The organism is Oribacterium sp. HCP3S3_B9 (assembly GCF_052064255.1).
In the GTDB taxonomy this organism is placed as follows: Bacteria; Bacillota; Clostridia; order Lachnospirales; family Lachnospiraceae; genus Oribacterium.
On sequence record NZ_JBQHVY010000001.1, the window covers coordinates 78,571 to 103,193 of the forward strand.

The 24,623-nt window shown below is 54.6% G+C and carries 21 protein-coding genes and 1 tRNA gene; 3 read left to right on the forward strand and 19 right to left on the reverse strand.

The genetic code is table 11. From position 1 onward, the window contains the following. Positions 1-97: 97 nt before the first annotated feature. Complete coding sequence (serC, locus tag ACTNC3_RS00365; protein ID WP_410042521.1) at positions 98-1,180, reverse strand: 3-phosphoserine/phosphohydroxythreonine transaminase; 1,083 nt, start codon at positions 1,178-1,180, stop codon at positions 98-100. A gap of 283 nt (positions 1,181-1,463) precedes the next feature. Next, positions 1,464-1,536 (reverse strand) — tRNA-Arg (locus ACTNC3_RS00370). 184 nt (positions 1,537-1,720) lie between these two features. Between ACTNC3_RS00370 and ACTNC3_RS00375 the strand changes: the two genes are divergently transcribed. Then, a complete protein-coding gene (locus ACTNC3_RS00375) occupies positions 1,721-2,578 on the forward strand; it encodes a MurR/RpiR family transcriptional regulator (RefSeq protein WP_410042520.1) in 858 nt (285 codons plus the stop codon). A gap of 49 nt (positions 2,579-2,627) precedes the next feature. On the opposite strand, the gene uvrB is transcribed toward ACTNC3_RS00375, so the two are convergent. Next, positions 2,628-4,622 carry an excinuclease ABC subunit UvrB gene (gene uvrB / locus ACTNC3_RS00380; protein WP_441226097.1) on the reverse strand — a complete coding sequence of 665 codons (1,995 nt, stop codon included), beginning with the start codon at positions 4,620-4,622 and terminating at the stop codon, positions 2,628-2,630. Positions 4,623-4,941: 319 nt separating this feature from the next. Between uvrB and leuB the strand changes: the two genes are divergently transcribed. Beyond that, a complete protein-coding gene (gene leuB / locus ACTNC3_RS00385) occupies positions 4,942-6,036 on the forward strand; it encodes a 3-isopropylmalate dehydrogenase (RefSeq protein ID WP_441226098.1) in 1,095 nt (364 codons plus the stop codon). A 65-nt stretch (positions 6,037-6,101) separates the two neighbouring features. Here leuB and ACTNC3_RS00390 read toward each other — a convergent pair whose 3' ends face one another. Both ACTNC3_RS00390 and ACTNC3_RS00395 read right to left on the reverse strand, forming a co-directional pair. Further along, complete coding sequence (locus ACTNC3_RS00390; RefSeq protein ID WP_441226099.1) at positions 6,102-7,286, reverse strand: hypothetical protein; 1,185 nt, start codon at positions 7,284-7,286, stop codon at positions 6,102-6,104. A gap of 171 nt (positions 7,287-7,457) precedes the next feature. Beyond that, positions 7,458-8,699 carry an SPFH domain-containing protein gene (locus ACTNC3_RS00395; protein ID WP_410042516.1) on the reverse strand — a complete coding sequence of 414 codons (1,242 nt, stop codon included), beginning with the start codon at positions 8,697-8,699 and terminating at the stop codon, positions 7,458-7,460. 296 nt (positions 8,700-8,995) lie between these two features. Between ACTNC3_RS00395 and ACTNC3_RS00400 the strand changes: the two genes are divergently transcribed. Next, on the forward strand, positions 8,996-9,475 hold the full coding sequence (locus tag ACTNC3_RS00400) for an S-ribosylhomocysteine lyase (RefSeq protein ID WP_410042515.1): 480 nt from the start codon (positions 8,996-8,998) through the stop codon (positions 9,473-9,475). 292 nt (positions 9,476-9,767) lie between these two features. On the opposite strand, the gene brnQ is transcribed toward ACTNC3_RS00400, so the two are convergent. The 14 genes from brnQ to ACTNC3_RS00470 all read right to left on the reverse strand — a co-directional run bounded on the left by brnQ (position 9,768) and on the right by ACTNC3_RS00470 (position 24,615). Next, positions 9,768-10,892: a branched-chain amino acid transport system II carrier protein gene (gene brnQ, locus ACTNC3_RS00405; RefSeq protein ID WP_410042514.1), complete on the reverse strand. Its 1,125-nt coding sequence runs from the start codon at positions 10,890-10,892 to the stop codon at positions 9,768-9,770. 77 nt (positions 10,893-10,969) lie between these two features. After that, positions 10,970-12,784 carry a DUF5722 domain-containing protein gene (locus ACTNC3_RS00410; RefSeq protein ID WP_441226100.1) on the reverse strand — a complete coding sequence of 605 codons (1,815 nt, stop codon included), beginning with the start codon at positions 12,782-12,784 and terminating at the stop codon, positions 10,970-10,972. 80 nt (positions 12,785-12,864) lie between these two features. Further along, positions 12,865-13,425, reverse strand: a complete 561-nt coding sequence (locus tag ACTNC3_RS00415) for a hypothetical protein (protein WP_410042512.1) — start codon at positions 13,423-13,425, stop codon at positions 12,865-12,867. 182 nt (positions 13,426-13,607) lie between these two features. Then, the gene (gene tyrS, locus ACTNC3_RS00420; RefSeq protein ID WP_410042511.1) at positions 13,608-14,828 is read right to left on the reverse strand and encodes a tyrosine--tRNA ligase; all 1,221 of its coding nucleotides are present in this window, start codon (positions 14,826-14,828) and stop codon (positions 13,608-13,610) included. A gap of 85 nt (positions 14,829-14,913) precedes the next feature. Continuing rightward, positions 14,914-15,963 carry a 3-deoxy-7-phosphoheptulonate synthase gene (locus ACTNC3_RS00425; protein ID WP_410042510.1) on the reverse strand — a complete coding sequence of 350 codons (1,050 nt, stop codon included), beginning with the start codon at positions 15,961-15,963 and terminating at the stop codon, positions 14,914-14,916. A gap of 431 nt (positions 15,964-16,394) precedes the next feature. After that, positions 16,395-17,747, reverse strand: coding sequence for an ATP-binding protein (locus tag ACTNC3_RS00430; RefSeq protein WP_441226101.1), 1,353 nt, complete (start codon positions 17,745-17,747; stop codon positions 16,395-16,397). A gap of 136 nt (positions 17,748-17,883) precedes the next feature. Further along, entirely contained in the window at positions 17,884-18,597 is a 714-nt protein-coding gene (locus ACTNC3_RS00435) for a response regulator transcription factor (protein WP_441226102.1), read from the reverse strand. A gap of 191 nt (positions 18,598-18,788) precedes the next feature. Further along, on the reverse strand, positions 18,789-19,553 hold the full coding sequence (phoU, locus tag ACTNC3_RS00440) for a phosphate signaling complex protein PhoU (protein WP_441226103.1): 765 nt from the start codon (positions 19,551-19,553) through the stop codon (positions 18,789-18,791). 11 nt (positions 19,554-19,564) lie between these two features. Next, positions 19,565-19,771 carry a hypothetical protein gene (locus ACTNC3_RS00445; RefSeq protein WP_441226104.1) on the reverse strand — a complete coding sequence of 69 codons (207 nt, stop codon included), beginning with the start codon at positions 19,769-19,771 and terminating at the stop codon, positions 19,565-19,567. Between the two features lie 13 nt (positions 19,772-19,784). After that, complete coding sequence (gene pstB, locus ACTNC3_RS00450; RefSeq protein WP_441226105.1) at positions 19,785-20,540, reverse strand: phosphate ABC transporter ATP-binding protein PstB; 756 nt, start codon at positions 20,538-20,540, stop codon at positions 19,785-19,787. An 18-nt stretch (positions 20,541-20,558) separates the two neighbouring features. Next, positions 20,559-21,383 carry a phosphate ABC transporter permease PstA gene (pstA, locus tag ACTNC3_RS00455; RefSeq protein WP_441226106.1) on the reverse strand — a complete coding sequence of 275 codons (825 nt, stop codon included), beginning with the start codon at positions 21,381-21,383 and terminating at the stop codon, positions 20,559-20,561. Between the two features lie 11 nt (positions 21,384-21,394). Further along, positions 21,395-22,294: a phosphate ABC transporter permease subunit PstC gene (pstC, locus tag ACTNC3_RS00460; protein WP_441226216.1), complete on the reverse strand. Its 900-nt coding sequence runs from the start codon at positions 22,292-22,294 to the stop codon at positions 21,395-21,397. Between the two features lie 239 nt (positions 22,295-22,533). Continuing rightward, entirely contained in the window at positions 22,534-23,505 is a 972-nt protein-coding gene (locus ACTNC3_RS00465; RefSeq protein ID WP_441226107.1) for a substrate-binding domain-containing protein, read from the reverse strand. Between the two features lie 267 nt (positions 23,506-23,772). Further along, the gene (locus ACTNC3_RS00470) at positions 23,773-24,615 is read right to left on the reverse strand and encodes an SDR family NAD(P)-dependent oxidoreductase (protein WP_441226108.1); all 843 of its coding nucleotides are present in this window, start codon (positions 24,613-24,615) and stop codon (positions 23,773-23,775) included. Between the last annotated feature and the right edge of the window lie 8 nt (positions 24,616-24,623).

A 24,623-nucleotide genomic window follows, 5' to 3' on the forward strand; every position in this document is an offset into this window, starting at 1 on the left:
TCCGTACGGGCACCAGCGTCATGGCCGGTCCGCGTGTTCCTCCGGTATGGTACCGCATCGCCGGCAGAAGCATTCGCCGCTGCCTTCAACACGTTTCTTATCGGTTATTCTTCTCAAATGCATCCATGAACTCGACGAGCTTTACGACGCCCTCCTGTGGCATCGCGTTATAGAGCGATGCGCGCATACCGCCGACGGTGCGGTGACCCTTCAGGTTCTTGAAGCCGGCTGCGGATGCCTCTGCGATGAACTTCGCATCGAGGTCAGCATCGCCGGTGATGAACGGGATATTCATGAGGGAACGATCCTTCGGCGCGACGGTGCCGCGGAACATCGTCGACTGATCGAGGTAATCATACAGGATCTTCGCCTTCTGCTCGTTCCGCTCCTTCATCACGCCGAGGCCGCCCATCTCCTTCAGCCACTTGAACACGAGACCGCATACATAGATGTTGTAGCATGGCGGCGTGTTGTACAGAGACTTCGCATCGGCATGGGTCTTGTAACGGAGCATGGTCGGGGTGCCCGGAAGCACGTCCTCACGGATGAGGTCGTCACGGATCACGACGATGGTCACACCGGCCGGACCCACGTTCTTCTGCACGCCACCCCAGAGGACACCGTACTTCGAAACATCCATCGGCTCGCTCAGGAACATGGAGGAGACGTCGGATACAAGGTCCTTGCCCTTCGTGTTCGGAAGCTCACGGATCGTGGTTCCGTAGATCGTGTTGTTCTGGCAGATGTATACATAATCTGCGTCGTCATCGATGGCGAGGTTCTGAAGATCCGGGATGTAGCTGAAGGTTTTGTCGGCTGAGCTGGCGACGACGTTCACCTTACCGTACATCTCCGCTTCCTTTGCGGCCTTCTTCGCCCACTGGCCCGTCACGATGTAATCGGCCACGCCATGGCGCATCAGGTTCATCGGCACCATCGCAAACTGCGTGTTTCCTCCGCCCTGCAGGAACAGTACCTTATAATTCTCCGGTACCCCGAGCAGCTCTCTGAAATCTGCCTCGGCTGTATCGATGATCGCCTGAAAGTCCTTCGAGCGATGAGACATCTCCATCACGGACATCCCACATCCATGATAATCCAGCATCTCTGCTGCCGCTGTCCGAAGAACCTCTTCCGGTAAAACTGCTGGTCCCGCACTGAAATTATAGACTCTGCTCATCGCTATCTCCTTTGAATCGTGTATTTGAAGGTTTCCCTTGATTAGGCATATGATAGCACCGTTGCGCTTTATATAGTATATAAATAATTTTTATGTATCGGCTTTTGTACAATTCTCAACAGGACAGGCAGACAAAATTCTGCATCTTCCGGAAGTTTCCGGGGTCAGACCCTCTTCTGGAATGCGGTAAGAGAAGGCCAAATCCAGGCGAGGGTCTGACCCCTCGGCTCCGCGGAAGTCTCCGGGCATGAAAAAGCCCGGTGCAGATGCACCGGGCAAAAGATGTTCCTACGCGGACTCGAACCGCGACCACCGGCGTCGGAGGCCGGTACTCTATCCAGTTAAGCTATAAGAACCTATTCGGTTTTACGAACTTGTATATTATAAGGCATTGGCCCGAAAAATACAAGGAAAGAATGTGGAGGCGAGATTTTGAAAATTATTTTTGTTGAAACAAATTTCCGATAATGCTATGATAATGCCGTATGTACTACTGTGATTTTGTTTCGGTGGACTACTGCTTGAGAGGAGAAAACGAGTATGCAGGACGATTACATTACCAAAATACGCTCCGCCTATAATCAGTTTACGAAGGCGGAGAAAAAAGTAGCGGATTACATTCTGGAAAACCCGAAGAAGGTACTTTTCATGTCGATTTCCGACCTGGCCGGTGCCTGCGACGTCGGCGACACCTCCGTCTTCCGATTCTGTAAGACGATGAATGTGAAGGGCTATCAGGAGTTTAAGATGATGCTCTCGCTCAGTATGCGCGCGAGTGAGTCCCCGCTGACGGATACCGAGGATACGACCATCACCCTCGAGGATAACATCTCTGAGCTCGCGAAGAAGGTGCTGTCGGAGAATGTTTCCGCGATTCAGGAAACCTATTCCCTCATCGATGTGAAGCAGATGACGGCAGCGATGGATGCCCTCAGCAGCGCGAAGCGCATCGTCTTCTTCGGTGTCGGCACCTCGATGCTGACCGCGATGAAGGCCATGAACAAGTTCCTTCGCATCGAGCCGAAGGTCATCTGTAACATGGATGCGAACATGCAGCTGATCACCGCGTCGACGCTGACCGATCAGGATGTCGCTCTCATCTTCTCCTATTCCGGTTCGACGAAGGATACGGTCGAGATCGCCCGTTCCGCGAAGGCCGCCGGTGCGAAGACGATCGTGATCACCCGCTTTACGAAGTCCCCGCTCACCGAGTTTGCGGACATCATACTGCTCTGCGGAGCCAATGAAGGCACCCTCCAGAACGGCTCCACCTCGGCAGAGATCTCGCAGCTCTTCCTCGTGGATGTGATGTACAGCGAGTACTTCCGTCGCCACTATAAGCGCTGCAAACCGAACTGGGACAAGACGGCCCACTCCATCGCTGATAAAAACTACTGATCTATAACCACCGAAGAAGGGCAGCCTCACGAGGCTGCCCTTCTTCGATTCACTCCTCGCCTTTTGACTTTTTCCGGATTTCTTCGATCTTATCGCGGTATTTCATCGCATCCTCGAAGTTGAGCTCCGCAGCAGCGGCACGCATCTTCTTCGACAGCTCACGGATCAGCTTCTCGATCTCCTGATGCGTCATCGACTCCACATCCTTCTCTATGCCATGCGGATCATCCACATCGACGGCCTTTCCGATCGCGATCAGATCAGCGACCGCCTTATGGATCGTGGTCGGTGTGATACCGTGTGCTTCATTATACGCCATCTGGATCTTCCGGCGTCGCTCGGTCTCATCGATCGTATGGCGCATGGAATCCGTGATGGTATCCGCGTACATGATGACATGGCCATCCGCATTACGCGCAGCACGACCGACCGTCTGGATGAGCGAGGTCTCCGAACGGAGGAAGCCCTCCTTATCCGCGTCGAGGATGGCGACGAGCGCGACCTCCGGGATATCGAGGCCCTCACGGAGCAGGTTGATGCCGACCAGCACATCGAACTTATCGAGACGCATGTCACGGATGATGGACGCGCGCTCCAGGGTGTCGATGTCCGAGTGGAGGTAGCGTACGCGGATATCGGCGTCCTTCAGGTACTTCGTCAGGTCCTCCGCCATGCGCTTCGTCAGGGTCGTGACGAGAATCTTATGCTTCCCCTCGATCTCACGATGGATCTGGGCGATCAGATCATCGATCTGTCCCTTCGTCGGACGCACCTCGATCTCCGGATCCAGCAGGCCGGTCGGACGGATGATCTGATCCGCCCGGAGAAGCTCATGCTCCGCCTCATACTCGCCCGGCGTCGCCGACACGAAGAGCATCTGATCGATCTTCTGCTCGAACTCCGTGAAATTCAGCGGACGGTTATCGAGGGCTGATGGCAGACGGAAGCCGAAATCCACGAGCGTCTCCTTCCGGGAGAGGTTTCCGTTATACATGCCACGTACCTGCGGCAGTGTGACATGCGACTCATCCACGATGACGAGATAATCATCCGGGAAGTAGTCCATGAGGGTATATGGCGGATCTCCCGGCTTTCCGAAGCTTAAGTGCCGGGTGTAGTTCTCGATGCCGGAGCAGAAGCCGGTCTCCTTCAGCATCTCGACATCATAGTTCGTCCGTTCCGCGATGCGCTGTGCCTCGATCAGCTTATCGTTATCCTTAAAGTAACGGACCTGCGCCTCCATCTCCTGCAGGATATTCTCGCACGCACGGTTCAGCTTCTCCTGCGGGATGACATACGGGCTCGCCGGATAGATGACGATGTGGTCCATGACCGCCGTCGCCTTCGCGGTGAGTGCATTGATCCTCGTGATGCGATCGACCTCATCACCGAAAAACTCGACGCGGTACGCCTCCTCGCCCTCCGACGCCGGGAACACGTCCACGACATCGCCCATCACGCGGAAGGTACCACGCTTGAAGTCGATGTCGTTCCGGTTATACTGGATATCGATCAGCTGACGGATGAAGTGATCCCGGTCCTTCCGGGCACCGTTCCAGACGGAGATCGCCATGTTCGCATATTCCTTCGGCTCACCGAGACCGTAGATGCAGGAAACCGAGGATACGACGATGACATCATCACGCTCGTTCAGGGAAGCCATCGCCGAGCAGCGCAGCTTATCGATCTCGTCATTGATATCCGAATCCTTCTCGATGTAGGTATCGGTCGATGGCAGATACGCCTCCGGCTGATAATAATCATAGTAGGAAACGAAATACTCGACCGCGTTCTCCGGGAAGAACTCCTTCATCTCGGAATACAGCTGTGCCGCCAGGGTCTTGTTATGTGAGATGATCAGTGTCGGCTTCTGCAGTCGCTGGATGATGTTCGCCATCGTAAAGGTCTTGCCGGAGCCGGTAACACCAAGCAGGGTCTCGAACTGATTTCCCTGCTTGAAGCCGAGCGTCAGCTTTTCGATGGCCTGCGGCTGGTCACCGGTCGGTGCATAGTCAGAATGAAGCTTGAATTCGTTGTGTTCCATAGCGCCCTCCAAATCGTTTTTTCAGTATAGCACAGAAGCGCTGCATTGAACACTTGTTTGGCGTGCTTTCAAGATTTTCTGTCATGGACAGCAGAGGCCGGAGGGGCGGCAGCAGAAACACAGTACTCCGAGCTCGGAAGACTCTAAGTCGGGACCCCTAAGCGGCACTAGGCCCTCTGCTGCGTTCATGTCTTGCATAACCGATCGGTATTGGAACTCGGCAGATAATAATGTAGAGTTATGGGTGTAGAATTCTGATGTAGGCATTGGCCTGCGATTTAAATACAGAGAGCCGCAAAGGATGCGGGGAGGAATGTCGATGAATGCAAAGATTGTGACGATACCGGGAGATGGCATCGGTCCGGAGATCGTGGCCGAGGCCCAGAAGGTGCTCGAGAAGGTAGCCGAGGTCTATGGTCACCAGTTTACGTTTGAGAAGGTGTTGATGGGCGGCTGCTCCATCGATGCATATGGTGAGCCGCTGACGGATGCGACGGTCGCGGCCTGCCAGTCCGCAGATGCCGTGCTCATGGGTTCGATCGGCGGCAAGGTGGGCCAGTCCCACTGGTATGAGCTGCCACCGGAGAAGCGTCCGGAGGCCGGGCTTCTGAAGCTTCGGAAGTCCCTCGGACTGTTCTGCAATCTCCGCCCGGCGCATCTCTATCCGGAGCTTCGGAGGGCGTGTCCGCTGCGCGAGTCGATCGCAGAGCAGGGCTTCGACGTGATGATGGTGCGTGAGCTCACCGGTGGTCTCTACTTCGGCGCACGGAAAACCGAAACCGTCGATGGTGAGGAGGTCGCAACCGATACGCTCGTGTACCACGACTATGAAATCCGCCGGATCGCAAAGAAGGCCTGCGAGATTGCAGAGAAGCGCCACGGCCATGTGACCTCCGTGGATAAGGCCAATGTTCTCGATTCGTCCAGACTGTGGCGGAAGGTCGTTACGGAAGTGGCGGCGGAGCATCCGGATGTACAGCTCGAGCATGCACTCGTGGATTCCACGGCGATGCAGCTCGTTCGGAATCCGGGTCAGTTCGATGTTGTCGTGACCGAGAACATGTTCGGTGACATCCTCTCCGATGAGATGGCAGAGATCGCCGGCTCCCTCGGCATGCTGCCATCCGCTTCCCTCCGCGAGGACAGCTTCGGTCTCTATGAGCCGTCCGGCGGATCGGCACCGGATATCGCCGGTCAGAACATCGCGAATCCGCTTGCGACGATTCTGAGCGCAGCGATGCTGCTCCGCTACTCACTGAATCTCACGAAGGAAGCCGACGCCATCGAGGATGCGGTTGCCGAAGCACTTCGCACCGGCTTCCGCACCGGTGATATCATGGAAGATGACGTAGAGGGTCTCACCTGCCTGCACACCGACGAGATGGGGGATAAGATCGCCTCGCTCATCAGATAACGAAGCTTCCGAGCCCGAGTATAAAAAGAGGACTACCGCCGGCAGTCCTCTTTTCGTATACGTTTTTAATCCCCAAGCAGATAATACAGGAGCATGATGATCGCGATCACGGCGATCGTGGTCAGCGCTACCTTGATCCAGCTGATCGGCGTCTTGCCGGATACCTTTCCGGTCTGTCCGTTGACCATGAAACGATAGATCTTATCCTGGTAACGGAAGCAGGAGATCCATACCGGAAGCAGCAGATACTTATACGTTACATCGGCATACTTCGCCTCGATGCTGACTGAACGAACATCATCCGGGTTATGCTGATCACGGATATCATCTTCTGCAAGCTCATGCATCTCTTCATCCATGATGCTCTGCGCCTTCGGCCAGGCATCCGTCAGCTTCAGCGTATAACGCTCGGCCATAAAGCCGGCCAGATACTGCGGCTTGTATGGCTTCACATCATCTGTACGATACGGCTCCACCGACTGAAGTATATTCTGATCATAGCGATCCGAAGCGGTCACCAGCACATCATCGAAGAAGTGCTCGATCTCGCCGCTGCAGCCATACCAGTCCGTGACGATCTCGGTTTTCCCATCGTCCTTTTTCACGGTACGGTTGATACCATACTCACCGGTATAGTCACCGCTTGCCTCTGCATCGAAGGTCCAGTACGGCACATACACGCCATGGAATTTATCCGGCTCCGCACTCTCCTTCGCCAGCTTCGGGCAGAAAAACTTATGCCCGATCCAGGTCTTAAAGAGCTCTGCCGCACGCCTTTGATCGACATCGAAGGTCACCACCCCACCCGGTGCCATGATCTTCTCTTTCTGATCGCCGGCTTCCATCACCTGGGTAGATCCGCAGTACGGACAGACGTTTGCGATGGCGTTTGCGTCGTACATGATTTCCGCGCCACAGGACTTACAGATGACCGTCTTCGTCGCCGTACCCCAGTCGGTCGTCGCGGTGTCCTCCTTTCCGGTATAGGCATGCTCTGTCGCGACGAATCTGCCCTCATCATCGATCGTGCCGCTCTCCTTCGCTTCCTCCTCATGCTGGATCGCTTCGGTATAATCACAGTATGGGCACTTCAGCCCACCGGTCGATGGATCAAATTCGAGCGTTCCACCACACTGCGGGCACTTTCGATCCGTCTCCTGCAGGGTGTTCGTCATCGTGGTCTCGCGATCCTCGGCAGCGGATCCACTCGCGCGGTTCGTTACATTGGTATTCGCCTGTGCCGTCTGCATCTCTGTCCCTCCTTCCATTCTCATATGTATCTTCGATCTCACATTCGTCTCTCAAAGAGAAGACTTCGGAGACGCTGTCGCAGAATCCACCCTCCGAATGCCCCTGTTTCAGATACATATACAAAGTGCGATGTCCATTCGGACATCGCACCACAAATCTACTGCATCCGCTTACGCCTTCGGTGTTCCACAGTTCGAGCAGAAATTACCTGTATTGCCCTGATGTCCGCACTTCGGGCAGGTCCAGGTCGACGGCTGTGGCTTCTGGCTTCCACAGTTCGAGCAGAAGTTGCCCGTATTCACGGTTCCACATGCACAGGTCCAGCTGCCTGCCGGAGCAGCGGCAGCTACGCCAACACCTGCGGCCGCCGGTGACGGTGTCGTCGGCGGTGTCTGCTGCGGTGCGCCACCCATACCATAGAGCTGCTGACTGTTCATTCCACCGACCATGTTCGCCATGTTCATACCGGCGAAGGCCAACATCGGTCCGGTCGCGGTATTGTTCGCCGCATCCTTCATCGCCTGTGCCTGCGCAGCTGCGATCGTTGCGGCTGCCATCGTCGGATCCTTCAGTGCTGCGTTCATCTGAAGCACCTTGATGCGCTCTGCATCCTCGTCCGAAATCGTCGCGGAGCTGAGACCGAAGGCTGCGATTTCGATACCGTAGTTCTGTCCCCAGGTATTCGAAAGCTCCACATCCAGTGCCCGTGCGATGTCATCTGCATGCGCCGGAAGCTGTGAATAACGTACGCCCTGCTCGGATACAGCGGCGAATGCCGGCTGCAGTGCCGTAAGCAGCTCCGTCTTCAGCTGGCTGTCGATACGATCTCTCCGGAACTCATCGCTTACGTTTCCGCAGAGCTTCTTATAGAACAGGATCGGATCGGCCAGACGATATGCATACTCACCATGGCAACGAACCGCAACATCGGTATCGAGGTTGATGTTTCGATCGATGATACGGAACGGAATCGGATTCTGTGTTCCATACTTGTTTCCGATGATGTCCTTCGTGTTGAAGAAGTAGATGCGCTGGTCCGTCGCGGTATCGCCTCCGAACGCCACACGCTTCTTCCATGTATTGAAGGAATCCACGATACCCTTCTTCAGTCCACCATAGAAAATCGACGGCTCGGTCGACGCATCCCATACAAACTTACCCGGCTCGGCACTGACCTCTACGATCGCACCGTTGTCGACGATGATCATACACTGACCTTCGTTCACCGCGATGATCGCGCCGTTCGTGATGAGGTTATCTGACTTCTTCGTATTAAATGCTCTTCTCGCCTGCCGCGCCTCGCCCTTCTTCATGAGGACGTCTTCTGTCAACGCATCGCAGTAAAAATATTCACGCCACTGATCCGAAAGAACAGATTCCGCAGCGCCTAAACCAACCTGTAAAAGGCCCATATTATTTCCTCCTTTTCGATAATACTCCGTCGAAACGGTTTCACGGCCATACTCTAGCTTTATTATAAGCGAGAACGCGGAAACGCTCAATCAATATCGGTGAAATCGAGGAAATTAATTTCAACTCTATATTTTCAATGATCCTCCGCTTTTTCATCATTCCGGCATTCATCCAGGCGCTGCCGAAGAAGCGCCACTGTACTGTGCTTCGTTTTCACGCACAGCTTGCGCACACCAGCGCTTTTTTCTATAATAATTGAACTTACACACTACTATTCTCTTCCAGGAGGTACACCATGGAAAAAATCGCAAGCTTTACCATCAATCACGAGAAGCTGGAGCCGGGCATCTACGTTTCCAGAAAAGATAAAGTCGGCGCCGAGACCCTGACGACCTTCGATCTTCGTATGACGAGACCGAATCGTGAGCCGGTCATGAATACCGCCGAGCTTCACACCATCGAGCACTTAGGTGCCACCTTCCTCCGAAACGACCCGGAATGGGCCGAGAAGACCATCTACTTCGGACCGATGGGCTGCCGCACCGGCTGTTACGTCATCTTCGCCGGCGATCTCAGCTCCCGCGACATCGTATCCGTCATCACGCGTATGTTTGAGTTCATCCGCGACTTCCATGACCCGATCCCGGGCGCGGCACCTCGCGACTGCGGAAACTACCTCGACCAGAACCTCGGCATGGCAAACTGGCTCGCGAAGCGCTACCTCGACGAAACGCTCTACGTGATCGATGACACGCATCTGGTGTATCCGGCCTAAAGCAAGCATGGAGGCAGAAAGGTTTTTTTAGCCATTGCCTGCGGTGTTAAAAATCAAAAACGGAACCCTAAGTGGCACTAGGCCCTCTGCAAACGACTGAGTTTTCTTTATGAAAACTCAGTGTTGCAGAGGGTGCTAAGGAAAATAAATCCAAGTGCCACTAAGGGTTCCGTTTTAAGATTTTTATACATCCTCGGCAGAGTCACAAAAACCTTTCTGCCTCTATGGTGCTTCTGCTGCCGGCCCTTCGAGGCCATGGCGAAACGAATAGCTTCCCCGCTCTTCTGACCGATTACTCCGCCTGGCGCTTCTTCACGAGGCCGAAGATCGTCACGGCGATGGCGATCGGACACATTACCTTCAGGACCGGGAAGGAGAAGCTCAGGATACGATACAGTCCGGCGCTGGAAATCACGAAGCTGAAGATCGCGAAGCCGAACAGCCAGGTCTTATAGCTGATCTTCGGCACCAGCTTATGGAAATACTCCGAGCCGCTGGACAGCAGTCCGCAGCAGACGTTGAAGCAGGCGATGAAGAAGATGAGTCCGGCGATGATCTGTCCCGCCGCACCGAAGCACTGCTGGATCGCATACGACAGGATACCGGCACCGGTTTCCGTCTCGGTCAGGAGTCCCGGAACGCCACTCGAGATCGCACCGATATAGGAGGTTGCGAAATATACAAGAGCCAGCATGACACCGGCGATGAGCCCGGCCTTCACCGTTTCACCTGCGATCGCCCGACGATCATGCACACCGAAATCCTCGATGTTCATCGCGATGACGAGTCCGAAGTTGAGCGCCGCCAGGATATCCATCGTCTGATAACCGGTCATGAAGCCGGTCATGATCGGATGCTCCTGATAGCCGATGGTGGATGGCGCTGCGACCGTCACCGGCAGCTTCATCACGGTTCCCACGAAGGTGACGACGATCAGTATGACCAGAATCGGCGTCATGATTCTGCCCAGGATATCCTTCAGCTTATTCGGGTGCAGGGCCACGAAGGTCGCACCGGCGAAGAATACCATGGAGTAGAGAATACGTGCCATCATGAGGACCGATCCGCTCTCAGACGGCAGGAACTGTGCGACCGCCATCTCGAAGGAAGTACTGCAGGTACGCGGGATCGCGACAAAGGGGCCGATCATCAGGCAGATGAGGACCGTAAACACTGATGCAAACACCGGATGGATCATCGAACCGAGCTTCACGAGATTATCATGCTTCGCGACGGCAGCGACGGCCAGAATCGGGAAGCAGACGGCGGTGATGGTCAGTCCGACCATCGCCAGAACCGTACTGCTTCCAGCCTGTGCGCCGAGAAGCGGTGGAAAAATCAGATTACCAGCGCCGAAGAACATAGAGAACAGCATGAAGCCGATCGTGATCGTCTGTCGAAATCCTAGTTTTTGCATAATTGCCTCCTCTAATAAAAAAATTATAGCAATTATAATCCCTATTTATCTATGGAGGCAAGTGTAAGTTTAAAACATCAGAAATGAAATCCCGGAATGGCCTGTGCCCAGTCGCTGATGCCGATGATGGTCTTCGCAAAATCCGATACCATGAGCGAGGTGTTCGGATCGTCGATGTACTTGAAGACCTCGCGGGCCGGCTTCGCGACGAGCGAGGCACCATCTGCGCCGACGGAAGACAGTCCGAAGTAGAGTCCATCCTTCGTTTCGGCGGCATTGTCCAGCTGACGGGAAAGCATGTAGGCATCGATGTCCGGGTTGTTCTCGACGATATAGTGGCCATAGGCGACGGCCGCCGCCTGCTCCATCTGTGCGTCCTGTGTAAGCTTCCGGACGGAGCTGAAGCCCTCCTCGGTCATGAAGATATTTCGTACCTGACCGAGCTTATCCAGCATATACTGACTGTGCATATAGTTCGTCAATACCGAAAGGTTTGCATAGCTGATGACCGGTGTGGTGAGGTCGTTCGTCACCTTGCCAGAGGAGAAATCATCCCAGAAATTCGGATCGGTCAACGGATACGGGTACGGATGGATCGCCAGTGCCCAGTTGGTCTTTCCCTCCTCCTGATCGATAAACATAAAGTTATCCAGCACATCCTTTCCCGGATACTTTCCGACCGATCCGGCCTCCGGTCGGATCGTCCAGTACTGATCCAGCGAGAACATGACATTATCGCTCGCCGAAACCGATTTGATGGCGGTATAGAACACACGGAAGGTCCGCTGGAAAATCCGCGTATAGTCCCGGACACTGTAATTTCCGACATAATTCCAGTACTGGTTATTGATCTCGTTTCCGATGACCCAGTTTGTGATCTTTCCGTACCCGTTATGCCCGTTGTAGCGGCTCGCAAGGAAGGTCGCCATCGCCTTCACCAGCTGGAAGCCATCCTCGGTTTCGACATTGAAGCCATAGTACAGCGCCGCATCGCTCGTGACCACCTTCGTGCCCGGACGGTAGAGCGCCGGCTGCGTCGGATTCCATCCATTTACGAGGTTTACCGTGACCGCCACCCCTGCGCCTGAAAGACGGCTGATCTCCTGATCCAGCTGCTGAATCAGGGCCGAATCGAAGGAATAGACTTTTCCATCATAGTTGTAGCTGACGCCGGTGCCGAAAAGCTGTGCGGTTGTGACCGGGATAAAGGCATGCTTGATCCCGAGGTCGATGGCATCATCGAGGATGTTCGGATCCACCAGCAGTCCCTTCTTCCCGCGGTTCAGCGCCGGCGACTGGTCTGCCGCGATCAGCTCCGGATTCCCGATGTAGCAACGGTTCGATACGATCTGATAGCCGTTCCCACTGGCGATGGCAACTACGAATGCATCATAGGTCCGAAGACTGTTCGGGCCGTCCTGCAGGTCTGCCGTGAATTGAAGACTGCCGTTTCCGACCTCCTGCACCGCCAGATAGTCTGTCCGGCCATCGAGGTTCATCTGGTACGGCTTCACCGCAAAGAGGTACAGCTGCTGCCCGCTGCCGACGAGTGACGCTGCATCGACCGTGATATCGATGACCGCCGGATTTGCGGTATCGATCTCCGCCGACTGCACCGTCGCGTAGTGGGCGCCAATGCTCTGGTCCTGTGCGATCGCCGCTCCGCCCGTCGGTAGCGCTGCCGCTGCGCTCTGTCCGGCAGTCGCACTGTTTCCACCGCCCGGCAGGCTCATCTGGTACGCCGACACATCGACACCGCTGGCTGCCACGCTGCCTGCCACCGCCGTACCAGCACACGCAAGCGTCATCGCACCCGCCAGCACCAGTGCCGGCAGAAGCCTTCCTGTATCTGATGTTCGATATGAATCTTTATGTACTACATGATGTCTCATTCTTTCATCCTCCAAAAAAGCGGAGCCCTTTCGGTGCTCCGCCTCCATTCGTATTTCATATACCCATTTTACGGATGCAGCTACGCCGAAATCTTCAGCGCCTTCAGCTCCTCCTGTACACGTTCATACTCCGCCTTCATCTGCTCATAGGTCTGGTCATCCACGAGGCCGAAGTAGTAATCCTCGTAGAGCTTTCCGTCATGATCCAGATAGACGCGGATATCATAGCAGCGGTTCAGGAAATCATAGCCCGTACCATCCGCGGTGCAGCTCTCATAGACGTCCTCCGGGAGCATCGTCAGATCCTCGCCGATCTTCGCCAGCTTCTTCTGGACACGATTATGGATGCCCATATCCTGTCCCTCGACGAAGGAATTGATATAGAAAATCACATCCGTGCTCTCCATCGATGTGGACTCCAGATGGAAAGCCGCGTTATCGCGCACGATAAAAGCCGTTTTCGTCTGACGCGAAACCGGATCATTGACCTTACCTGTGATATAGTCGCTGTCGACGACCAGCTTTACCGGACTCTCCAGCTTGTTGGCGATCGTACGATTCGCCGCGAGTGCCGTCACCACCATCATGCAGGAAAGCATGGCCGTCAGCATCAGCACACGTATACCTCTCTTAAAAACCATGATTACTCAGGGCTCCTCTACTCAAAAAAATGAAAAATCAAATTTGAAAATTCACTTTTTAATATCTGTTTCTTGCATTATAAAGAAAAAACGGGAAGTGTTCAAGACACTTCCCGTTTTTGTAAGTTTATTGTAAGGAACGCCCCGGCGCCTGTGATGAACACAGACCGGCGGCCCCGCGCTTAGCTGAAGATCTTTACGAAGTTCTTCTTACCACGCTGAACGACGACGCCGTCCTTGAAATCCTCCGCGGTGAAGCTCTTCTTCACATCGGTGATTTTTTCCCCAGCGACCTGCACACCGCCTTGCTGCACATTCTGACGAGCCTCGGATCTCGACTTCGACAGGCCGGAAACGAAGAGCATACCGCAGATATCGATGCTGCCATCGCGGTAATCCTCTGCCTTCAGGGTGTACTTCGGCATATGCTCACTGTCGCCACCGCCGACGAAGATCGCCTTTGCGGCTGCCTCTGCCTTCTCCGCCTCTTCCTTACCATGGACGAGATCGGTGAGGGAGTATGCGAGTCTCTCCTTTGCCTTATTGAGGTCTGCGCCCTCCCACTTCGCCATCTCCTCGATCTCCTCGATCGGGATAAAGGTGAGCAGCTTCAGGCACTTGATGACATCGGCGTCATCGACGTTTCTCCAGTACTGGTAGAACTCATACGGTGTAGTCTTATTTGCGTCGAGCCATACCGCACCACCCGCGGTCTTGCCCATCTTCTTGCCTTCCTTGTTGGTCAGCAGGGTGATGGTCAGCGCATAGGCATCCTTGCCCTCCTTCTTACGGATCAGCTCCGTACCGGCCAGCATATTGGACCACTGATCATCGCCACCGAACTCCATATTGCAGCCGTAGTCCTTATACAGACGGTAGAAGTCATAGCCCTGCATCAGCATGTAGGAAAACTCCAGGAAGGTCAGGCCCTGCTCCATACGATTGGTATAGCAGCGTGCACGCAGCATATCATTGACCGAAAAGCACGGTCCGATCTCACGCATGAAATCCAGGAAGTTCAGATTACGCAGCCAGTCGGCGTTATTGACCATCTGGGCCTTGCCCGGTCCGAACTCGATGAAACGGCTCATCTGCTTCTTGAAGCACTCACAGTTATGATCGATCTGCTCGATGGTCATCATCTTACGCATATCGGAACGACCGGACGGGTCACCGATCATACCGGTACCACCGCCGACCAGGGCGATCGGCTTATTGCCGGCCTCCTGCAGACGCTTCATCAGGGTCAGTGCCATAAAGTGACCTACATGCAGAGAATCTGCCGTCGGGTCAAAGCCGATATAGAAGGTCGCCTTCCCGTTATTGACCAGATCACGAATCTCCTTCTCATCGGTAACCTGCGCAATCAGTCCTCTGGCTACCAGCTCCTCATAAACACCCATTTTACTTGCTCCTTATAAATCACATCTTTATAAACTTCAGGCTTCATCCCCTACAGGATCCTGCCCTTCAGGGGAACGCTCTTCTTTAATGATTAAAATCCGTTACAGATACATAATCATAGACCGTCGAGATCAGACGCTTCGTATCATCCCAGCCGATGCAGGCATCGGTGATGGACTTTCCGAAGATATGATCCTCCGGCTTGCAGTTTCCCTCTTCGATATAGGATTCTACCATAAGTCCCTTGACGAAACCAGCGAGCTCCGGAGAATACTTTCTGGAGTGCATGATTTCCTGAGAGATCCGCAGCTGCTCCTTGTACTTTTTCGCCGAATTGCAGTGGTTCGTATCCACCACGACGGCCGGATACACGAGATCCTTCTTCATATAGAGATCGTACAGAAGCTTCAGATCCTCGTAGTGATAGTTCGGAACGATCTGGCCGTGCTTCGACTGGGAACCGCGGAGAATCGCATGGGTATACGGGTTTCCGTCCGACTTTACCTCCCACTCGCGGAAGATGAAATCATGGGCATGCTGTCCCGCATAGATCGAGTTCAGCATGACGCCGAGGTCGCCGGACGTCGGGTTCTTCATACCCGTCGGTACATCGATACCGGACGCCACCAGGCGGTGCTGCTGGTTCTCCACCGAACGCGCACCGACGGCCACATAGCTCATGATATCACTGAGATAGCGCAGATTATCCGGATACAGCATCTCATCCGCGGTACTGAAGCCGGTCTGACGAAGCACCTCCATGTGCAGACGGCGGATCGCTCCGATACCGGCGAGCACATCCGCCCCCTTCTCCGGATCCGGCTGATGCAGCATGCCCTTATAGCCCTCACCCGTCGTACGTGGCTTGTTCGTATAAATACGTGGCACGATCATGATCTTATCCTGCACCTCGTCCGCAATCTCCTTCAGACGATTGCAGTACTCGAGTACTGGATCCGGATGATCCGCCGAACACGGTCCTATAATTAAGAGGAACTTATGTGAGTCCCCTCTGAAAATTGCCTTGATTTCCTCATCGCGCTCTGCCTTGATCTTCGCAAGGTTCTCCGGAAGCGGAATCTGCTCACGGATTTCTGCGCTGGTCGGAAGCTTCGATCTAAATTCAAATCCCATACTGGTCTCCTTCTTCTGAACGGGCCCTCTGCTGGTCCTTTCCGAGGACTGAGTCTGCCAATGTCTACATCCGGCACCTGCGCGCATAGCCACGAAGGTCCACTCAGCCGCATACCCGCAAGTATACGCGGAAAGGACGCCAAAATCAAGTGACCACGTGGCATGGCACATATTCCCTTCGTACAGGGAGGGCCCCGGAGGACCGGCAGCAGAAGCACAGTACTCCGTGACCGGAAAAATCACAAATCAGGACCTAAGAACCAGTAAGCCCTCTGCAATCGCTGAGTTTTCTTGATGAAAACTCAGCGTTGCTAGAGGGTCCAGGGAAAAGTACTAACTGGTTCTAAGATCCTGATTTGGATTTATTCACGGTCTCTCCGTATGGCTTCTGCTGCCGGTCCTCCGGGGCCCTTGCCCATCGCTGCCATGCATCATTTCGGGAAGGTGATGGTGATTTTCGTGCCGCGGTTCAACTGCGAGCTGATGTCCACCTTTGCGTGGTGGAGCTCTGCGACGTGCTTCACGATCGAGAGGCCGAGGCCGGTGCCACCGATGGCGCGGCTGTGGGACTTATCGACGCGGAAGAAGCGCTCCCAGACGCGGTTCAGATCCTCCTCCGGGATACCGATGCCGTCATCCTGTACCGTGATGGACCTGCCTTCACAGATGACGTAGACATGCCCATCCGGATGGTTGTACTTGATCGAATTATCGATGAGATTATAGATCATCTCCTCGATGTTCGTACGGACACCGGTGATTTCCGCACTGCCGCCCGACAGATCGACCGAAACCTGATGCTTCATCGCCTTATCGCGGAGACGATGGATGATCGTCTCTGAAAGGAGATAGAGATTCACCGGCTCCTGCTCCATCTCAACACCGGCTTCCAGTCGGCTGAGATGCATGATGTCATCGATCAGCGCCAGCAGACGCTGGGACTCATCATAGATGGTCGTCGAGAACTCCCGCACATGAGCTGCATCGGTCACCATGCCATCCTTCATCAGCTCGGCGAAGCCGGAAATGCTCGTGAGCGGCGTCTTCAACTCGTGCGAGACATTGGCCGAAAATTCTTCTCTTACCTGCTGTGACTGTTTCACTGAATTCACAAATGGTCGTAGCTCCTCATAAACATCTTCATCCGGCAGGTCCACCGTCGGGGTATCCATCTTCTGAATCTGCTCTGCCATATGATCGAGCGGTGCCACGATCTGATGCGTCAGCCGATTCGCCATCTGCGTCGCGAGCAGAAAGAGCAGCACCATGATGCTGAGAATCGCCGGCAGGATGCGGAGGAAGATCCCGATGATGTTTGAGGTTTCCAGACCGAGGCGAATGACATATCGCCCGCCGGCGGTGAGCATCGCTGCATAGTGAGCATTTCGTCCGAGGGTCTTCGAGAGTCGCACGGCATGCCCCGCACCTTTCGCCATGGCTTCCTCGATTTCCGTCCGGTCGAGATGCGAGTCCATGGTTTCGGTGTTTCCCTTCGAGTCATACAGGACCTGACCACTGCCCGCATCCACCAGGGTGATACGCAGCTCTGCATTCTTCGAGCGATGGATATCCTTCAGATACTCATTCAGAAAATTCTCTACCTTCTCGCTTCCCTCTTCCGCGATTTCATTGATGCCGGCACAGAGTGCGTCGGTCTGCAGCATCAGATTCTCATCGGTCTGCTTATCGTAAAACCGAAAATACAGCACCTGACTTGCGAGCGTGCTGAGGATCAGTGCAAGCAGGGCTGTGATACATAGGCTTCTGTAAATACGCTGTTTCAATCTATTTCCTCTTTAAAACAGGCTGTTCTACCTGTATGAGCTGTCGGCTGCCTGAACGAACCAGAACCACCTGCTGTACAGGTGGTTGTTTCGCAGCCGTCATCCTGCAAGCGGATCCATCGGTCGCACGATAGCATCAGTCTGCACTCAGACGATAGCCGACGCCACGGACGGTTTTGATGTACTGTCCGGCTTCCCCCAGCTTCTGGCGGAGTGTCTTCACATGCATATCGATCGTACGGCTCTCGCCCTCATAATCATAATTCCATACCTGACCCATGATCTGATCACGGGTCAGCACGAGCTCCTGATTATGCATCATATAGTCAAGCAGCTCGAACTCCTTCAGCGTGAGCTCCGGATGAAGCTCCTCGCCGCCTTCCTGCACGCTTACCCGGTGCTTCGCCTCATCGAGGGTGATCTCACGGAAGCGGAGCGCAGGTCGTACGACCTCCTCTGTCCCCTTCTGTCCTCCACCCATCTTCGCGCGCCGGAGCAGAGCCTTGACACGGCTCAGCATCTCCATGACGCCGAACGGCTTCGTCATATAATCATCGGCACCGAGGTCGAGGGTGGAGACCTTATCCGCCTCGGCCGACTTTGCGGTCAGCATCATCACCGGAATCTCCGCGAACTTCGCGCTTCTCCGGAGACAGCGCAGGACCTGGATACCATCGATCCCCGGCATCATGACATCCAGCAGCACCAGTGCAGGGTCGAACTTCTCGGCATCATCAAGGAAGGTCTGGCCATCACTGAAGCCGCGCGCCTCGTAGCCATTGGCGGTCAGCGCATAGGTTATCAGCTTCTGAATACTCTCATCGTCTTCTACAACTGCAATTCTCGTCATCTCTTATCTCCTGTACTGTATGCATCCTGAACACCGCTGCATCCAGCACTGACCAGGGATGTCGGCGGAAGCCGATGCGTTTCGCTTTTCCCCATTATAAAAAACTCTGGAATACCTGACTACGACAGAATAGGAATTTTCTGTTTAAATTCTCGTCCAGACGTAACCGTTCCCTCAGGCAGGCCGTTGCTTTACTGTACGCGCTTGAAAACGCGTTCATCTCGGGCCAGCTTCTTTTCTTCCATGGTCTTCTGATCAAAGGTATACTTCGTCATCACCGGGCGCTCACCGGTGATGGAAAACTCCACCCACTCCGCTACATTCGTCGCATGATCGCCGATCCGCTCGAAATACTTCGCCACCATCAGGAAATCCAGCATCATCTCGCCACGATCCGGATACCTCGCGATCAGTTCGACGATTTCCTTCTTGATCTCGTCAAACATGTTATCCACAACATCATCCGATTCCTGCACACTCTTCGCAAGCGCGAGGTCCTTCTGGATGAAGGACTCGACGGCCCTCGTCACCATGCGCATCGTCGCGCTGGCCATATCCTGGATTCGAATCGTCGACTCCATACCATCCTGATCCTTACCATAGAGATACTCTGCGATATCGGCGATATCCGAGCACTGATCACCGATCCGCTCGAGATCTGAAATCATCTTCAGTGCCGAGCTGATGTAGCGAAGGTCCCTCGCTACCGGCTGCTGCTCCAGTAAGAGGCGGAGACACTCCGACTCGATCAGTCGCTCGAGCTTATCGATTTCCGCATCCGACTCATAAATCTTATTGATCATCTGGCGGTTTTTCTCGCTGAGCTCTGTACTCTCTGTCGCTGCGATCTCCTGCAGGGTCAGGGCCACCTGTCCGATACAGTTTTCACAGCAGGAGCCCATCTCAATCAGGTTCTGCTTCATCTCATCCAGCTGTCGATCCAACCTGCTACGCATCCTGTTCCTCCTTACATCTCACCATTCTGTACGATATTCTGTGTGCGGCGTACATCGCGCATGCGGTACACCTCTGCCTTTTCCTTCTTTTTCTCCCGGAGACTGTGCTCCAGCACGAAGCCGGCCTCCTGCAGCTTTCCTGTCAGAAAGAGACGCGGCTTCGCCGTCCATGTAAACCATGCAGCGAAGAGATCAAATAAATCATAGCTTTTCATCATCGTTTTCCTCTGATTAACCGAAACGTCCCGTGATATAATCCTCTGTCCGCTTGTCCTTCGGCATCGAGAACAGCTTCTCGGTCTTGTCTGCCTCGACCAGCTCTCCGAGAAGGAAGAACGCGGTCTTGTCGGAGATACGGGTCGCCTGCTGCATGTTGTGGGTGACGATGACGATCGTGAAATCCTTCTTCAGCTGCAGGGTGAGGTCCTCGATCTTCGAGGTGGAGATCGGGTCGAGTGCGGAGGTCGGCTCATCCATGAGCAGGACATCCGGCTTGACGGCCAGTGCACGGGCGATGCAGAGACGCTGCTGCTGTCCACCGGACAGACCGAGTGCGGATTTTCCGAGACGATCCTTCAGCTCATCCCAGATCGCCGTCTCACGAAGAGAGGTCTCGACGATCTCATCGAGCGTCTTCTTGTTGCGGATACCGTGCGTACGTGGGCCGTAGGCAACATTGTCATAAATCGACATAGGGAACGGATTCGGCTTCTGAAAGACCATGCCGACCCGCTTACGAAGTGTATTGACATCGACATCCTTCTGATAGATGTCCTGCCCATCGAGGAGGATCTGACCATCGACGCGGCAGCCCTCCACCAGGTCGTTCATACGGTTCAGCGACTTGAGCAGCGTGGACTTGCCACAGCCGGACGGTCCGATGAAGGCCGTGATCTCATTCGGCGCAATATTCAGGTTGATGTCGTGAAGCGCATGGAATGCGCCATAATGTAAATTCACATCTTTGATTTCAAACTTATCCATCATCTTCGTTATTCTTTCTCCTTACGCCTTCGATGCGAGTTTCTTTGCCAGCATCGATGAGAGTGCATTGATCATCGTAACAACGAGAAGCAGTACCACCGCGGTTGCATAGGACTGGTTCGTATAGAGGCCTTCGTTCGTGAGCACATACATGTGGATCGCGAGGGTTCGTCCGGAACCCATGATGGAGTTCGGAATGCCGGCGACCGTACCTGCGGTATAGATCAGCGCCGCTGTCTCACCGACGATACGTCCGATGGCGAGGATGATACCCGCGAGGATACCCGGCACGGCGGATGGAAGCACGATGGAAAAAATCGTGCGCAGCTTACCGGCGCCGAGTCCCAGGGAGCCTTCTCTGAAAAGATCCGGCACCGCCTTCAGTGACTCCTCGGTCTGACGCATGATGAGCGGCAGGATCATGATGGAGATCGTGAGGGCACCACCTAGGATGGAGTAGCCGAAGTGCAGCTGGATGACGAACAGGAGGTATCCGAACAGTCCGTAAATGATGGACGGAATACCGGACAGGGTCTCGGTTGTCAATCGAATCAGCTCAACGAACTTCGATCCGCGCTTCGCATACTCGACGAGGTAGATGGCAGAACCGACGCCCATCGGAATCGCGATCAGAAGTGACAGCACCGTCATCACGATGGTGTTGATTATCGCCGGCATCAGTGAAACGTTTTCCGTATTGTATTCCCAGGCGAAGAGGCTCGGCTGAAGATATGGGATACCGCGGATCAGAATATAGATGATGAGGAACAGCAGTGTACCGACGGTCAGCGCTGCGGACAGCAGGGTCACCGCACGTAATAAAATACTTTCAGTTTTCTGGTTCATGTCCTACCCTCTTAGTACTTGGATTCCGACTTGTGCTTGATGAAGCTAAAGATCAGGTTGATGCACAGCAGGAAGATAAACAGGACGACGCCCGTCGCAATCAGGGCTTCACGGTGAAGACCCACGGCATAGCCCATCTCGAGGACGATGTTCGCGGTCATGGTACGTGTACCCTGGAAGATGCCCTTCGGCATACGTGGCTGGTTACCGGCGATCATGATGACGGCCATCGTCTCACCGATAGCACGGCCGACGCCGAGGACGATACCGGCGAAGATACCGGAGCGGGCGGCCGGAACCATCACATGGAAGATGGAACGCTCATGGGTCGCACCCAGTGCGAGGCTGCCCTCATAGTAGTTTTCCGGCACAGCATCGATGGCGGCCTTCGCACAGCTGATGATGGTCGGCAGGATCATGATACCGAGCAGGATGGACGCGGTCAGAATCGACTTGCCCTTGCCTCCGAACGGCCGGGTCAGCATGGCGACGATCGGAACGATCACGACGAGACCGAAGAAGCCGTAGACGACCGATGGGATACCGGCGAGCAGCTCGACGGCCGGATTGATGATTTTATAAACTCTCTTCGAACAGAACTTCGACAGGTATACCGCCGTCAGAATGCCGATCGGCACGCCGACGAGGATGGAACCGATGGTTACATAAACCGAGCCCACGATCATCGGCAGGATACCGAAGATGTTATTCTTCGGCTTCCAGGTAGTTCCGGTCAGGAACTGCTTCACACCGATCTTCAGAATCGCCGGAATACCATTGGAGAAGAGAAAATAACAGATCAGGATGACGAGAAAGATACTCATACTTGCGAGCAGCATGAACACATATTTTGCGATGCTCTCGCGAACCGCTGCGGCGCCGCTGCCACGAAGCGGGTTGTCACCGGTCACACGCGCACTCGTTTTTTCCGCCTGCTGTGCATCCGCTCTTCCTGCAAGGCCCTGCGATACCGGCGTATTTCCCAGTACCTGATCGTTTGCGATGTTCATACACACAGAGGAGCCCGTTACCGGGCTCTCTGCAGCTGTTTCATGAACTTCGTGGACTACATGATGTAATGTAAGTTCGTTTTCCATACGATTTCCTTATCTAAGTGAAGTCTCAACGTTTCATCTTTCACAGGATGGAATTATGCCAGGTCGGACCAGTCGGTGGTGTCACCTACATAGATGTCCTTTACCTGCTCGGAAGTAAGATCATCGACCGGGTTGTCGTTATTTACCACAACGGCGATACCATCCATCGCGATGACCTGACCCTGTGCACCCTTGGCGGTCTCCTCATCCTTCAGATCGCGGGAAGCCATACCGATATCACATACGCCCTCGATGGAAGATGTAACACCAGTGGTGGAATCCGACTGCTGAACCTCTACGGTTACATCACTGTTGAGTGCCTTGTATGCCTCTGCCAGCTTCTCCATCACCGGTGTAACAGAGCTGGAGCCTGCGACGGTGACCTTACCGCTCTTACCAGATGCTGTATACGCGCCCTGGTTGCCCTGGGAGATATAACCGTTGTCCTCAACGACCTTCTGGCCTTCCTCGGAGAAGATGAAGTTGATGAAATCCTGTGCCACATCGGAAACCTCACCGGTGGTGACGATGTTGAACGGACGTGCGATCTTGTAGGTGCCATCCTTGATGTCATCTACGGTTGCGGCTGCGCCGTCGATCTTCAGTGCCTTTACGGAATCGTTAAGAGATCCGAGGGAGATGTAACCGATGGCCTGCTTATCACCTGCGACGGAGGTGATCATAACCTCGGTGGAGTTGGTGATCTCTGCGTCATCGGTGGTGTAATCGACCTTTTCACCGGAAGCATCCTTCTGCTCTACACCGAAAAGCTCGATGAATGCGCCTCTGGTACCGGAACCATCCTCACGGGAGATGACATCGATGGCACCCTCCATGGAAGCGCCGGCTGCCTCGGTCTGTGCCTCGCTTGCTGCGGCCTCGGTATCTGCGGCTGTGGTATCTGCGACTGCCGCTGCAGTTGTGTCTGCAGCTGGTGCAGCGGTCTCTGTGGTGCTCGCGCCACATGCGGTCATCATCGACATTGCCATCACAGCGCCAAGTGCAAGCTTGATTGACTTCTTCATAATTTAATCCTCCTCATGTGCGGGCCATGGGGCGGTCGTCTGTCGACCTCTCTTTTTATCCCCATCGATCCCTTTTGTTTTCTTTTTACGTTTGTCATGTTTTCCTGACTACGCCTACATACTAGGGGAGTTTTGTAAAGTCGGCCCTCATGCTTCTGTAAATTTTCTGTAAAAACAGCCGGAGGGCCGGTAACGAAACACCAATGGTGTTGTTACCGGCCCTCCGGAGTTTTCTGCGGAAAAGCAGCAGACATCATGTTCTGTTTTTCAGACGCCCTGGTAGATGTGGAAGCCGCCATCGATCGGGAGGATGGTGCCTGTGACGAAGCGGGAGCCACGTGGGTCGACGAGGTAGAGGAGGCCGCCGACGAGGTCTTCGATTCTGCCGAAGCTGCCCATCGGGGTGCTGTCGACGATGTGCTGTGTGCGTGGCTTCGGTGTGCCGTCCTCGTTATACTGGAGGGCGTGATTCTGTGTGGTATGGAAGAAGCCTGGTGCGACGGCGTTTACACGGATGCCGCTCTTTGCGAAGTAGATCGCGCACCACTCAGTGAAGCTGGCGACGCCGGCCTTCCCTGCGGAGTAACCCGGGATACGTGTCAGCGGGTGATATGCAGACATCGAAGAGATGTTCACGATGTTCGCATTCTCCTGCCCCTTCAGTGCCTCGCCGAAGACCTGGGTCGGCAGCATGGTGCCGTAGATGTTGAGGTCAAGCTCACGATGCACATTCTCGAGGTCGATGGAGAAGAAGGTATCCTCTCCCTCGGCGGCCTCGCAGAAGTAATCCTGCGGAACCTGCGCGGACTTCACGGCGCCACCGGCACAGTTCACGAGGATGTTGAGGTGACCGTAGTGGGCGAGGATTTCTTCGCGGGCGGAGATCAGACTTTCCCGGTCGAGTACATTCGCAGACACCGCCATGGCCTCGCCACCATCCGCCGCGATTTCCGCCACGACCTTTTCTCCGTTCTCCCTGCTTCTGCCGAGCACGGCCACCTTCGCGCCACACGCTGCCAGTGCGCGTGCATACATGCCGCCGATGACACCGGTGCCGCCGGTCACCACGGCCACCTGTCCGCTGAGATCAATCTTAAATGGTACGTCCATCGTTTCTT

What these genes read in the sequence shown, in the direction of transcription:
- serC (WP_410042521.1), bottom strand. Translation starts at nt 1,180, where the DNA reads ATGAGCAGAGTCTATAATTTCAGTGCGGGACCAGCAGTTTTACCGGAA.
- ACTNC3_RS00375 (WP_410042520.1), top strand. Translation starts at nt 1,721, where the DNA reads ATGCAGGACGATTACATTACCAAAATACGCTCCGCCTATAATCAGTTT.
- uvrB (WP_441226097.1), bottom strand. Translation starts at nt 4,622, where the DNA reads ATGGAACACAACGAATTCAAGCTTCATTCTGACTATGCACCGACCGGT.
- leuB (WP_441226098.1), top strand. Translation starts at nt 4,942, where the DNA reads ATGAATGCAAAGATTGTGACGATACCGGGAGATGGCATCGGTCCGGAG.
- ACTNC3_RS00390 (WP_441226099.1), bottom strand. Translation starts at nt 7,286, where the DNA reads ATGCAGACGGCACAGGCGAATACCAATGTAACGAACCGCGCGAGTGGA.
- ACTNC3_RS00395 (WP_410042516.1), bottom strand. Translation starts at nt 8,699, where the DNA reads ATGGGCCTTTTACAGGTTGGTTTAGGCGCTGCGGAATCTGTTCTTTCG.
- ACTNC3_RS00400 (WP_410042515.1), top strand. Translation starts at nt 8,996, where the DNA reads ATGGAAAAAATCGCAAGCTTTACCATCAATCACGAGAAGCTGGAGCCG.
- brnQ (WP_410042514.1), bottom strand. Translation starts at nt 10,892, where the DNA reads ATGCAAAAACTAGGATTTCGACAGACGATCACGATCGGCTTCATGCTG.
- ACTNC3_RS00410 (WP_441226100.1), bottom strand. Translation starts at nt 12,784, where the DNA reads ATGAGACATCATGTAGTACATAAAGATTCATATCGAACATCAGATACA.
- ACTNC3_RS00415 (WP_410042512.1), bottom strand. Translation starts at nt 13,425, where the DNA reads ATGGTTTTTAAGAGAGGTATACGTGTGCTGATGCTGACGGCCATGCTT.
- tyrS (WP_410042511.1), bottom strand. Translation starts at nt 14,828, where the DNA reads ATGGGTGTTTATGAGGAGCTGGTAGCCAGAGGACTGATTGCGCAGGTT.
- ACTNC3_RS00425 (WP_410042510.1), bottom strand. Translation starts at nt 15,963, where the DNA reads ATGGGATTTGAATTTAGATCGAAGCTTCCGACCAGCGCAGAAATCCGT.
- ACTNC3_RS00435 (WP_441226102.1), bottom strand. Translation starts at nt 18,597, where the DNA reads ATGACGAGAATTGCAGTTGTAGAAGACGATGAGAGTATTCAGAAGCTG.
- phoU (WP_441226103.1), bottom strand. Translation starts at nt 19,553, where the DNA reads ATGCGTAGCAGGTTGGATCGACAGCTGGATGAGATGAAGCAGAACCTG.
- ACTNC3_RS00445 (WP_441226104.1), bottom strand. Translation starts at nt 19,771, where the DNA reads ATGATGAAAAGCTATGATTTATTTGATCTCTTCGCTGCATGGTTTACA.
- pstB (WP_441226105.1), bottom strand. Translation starts at nt 20,540, where the DNA reads ATGATGGATAAGTTTGAAATCAAAGATGTGAATTTACATTATGGCGCA.
- pstA (WP_441226106.1), bottom strand. Translation starts at nt 21,383, where the DNA reads ATGAACCAGAAAACTGAAAGTATTTTATTACGTGCGGTGACCCTGCTG.
- ACTNC3_RS00465 (WP_441226107.1), bottom strand. Translation starts at nt 23,505, where the DNA reads ATGAAGAAGTCAATCAAGCTTGCACTTGGCGCTGTGATGGCAATGTCG.
- ACTNC3_RS00470 (WP_441226108.1), bottom strand. Translation starts at nt 24,615, where the DNA reads ATGGACGTACCATTTAAGATTGATCTCAGCGGACAGGTGGCCGTGGTG.